At 44.1% G+C, this 388-nt stretch carries 1 protein-coding gene; it reads left to right on the forward strand.

What is annotated here, in order from left to right:
* Window positions 1-156 precede the first annotated feature (156 nt).
* Entirely contained in the window at window positions 157-276 is a 120-nt protein-coding gene (locus AACS00_RS16750; protein WP_013401621.1) for a YfhE family protein, read from the forward strand.
* Window positions 277-388: the final 112 nt, after the last annotated feature.

Raw genomic sequence — 388 nt, forward strand, 5'->3', positions numbered from 1 at the left:
GTATACGCTTCGCCATCCTTCTTCCATCAATGGCGAACAGCGCAAAGAAGCATAAACGGGCTGTTCCAAAAACAGCCCGTTTTATATTTTGCATGCATAAAATGAACAAACGGCGGAAAAACTTAAAATAAATTTTGCAAAAGTGAGGGGCAGCTAATGGCGGAAAAACGAAAAAGCGAAAAAACAAAAAGCGCGTTAACGAGAGCGCAAGAAATAGCGTATGCCCGCGACTTTAAATTGGCCGACCAAGCAGGCGGCTATGCGGCGAAAAAGTAAACTACAGAAAATATGGTTATTATGCTTTTTCGCATAAGAGCCATCCTGCAAAGTGGAAACATTATCGCTTAGGAGGAATGGATGGATGGGGCGATCCCGCGGACGAAAAACC

Source organism: Vibrio sp. 11986-1-5, from assembly GCF_963878025.1.
GTDB lineage: Bacteria > Pseudomonadota > Gammaproteobacteria > Enterobacterales > Vibrionaceae > Vibrio > Vibrio injensis.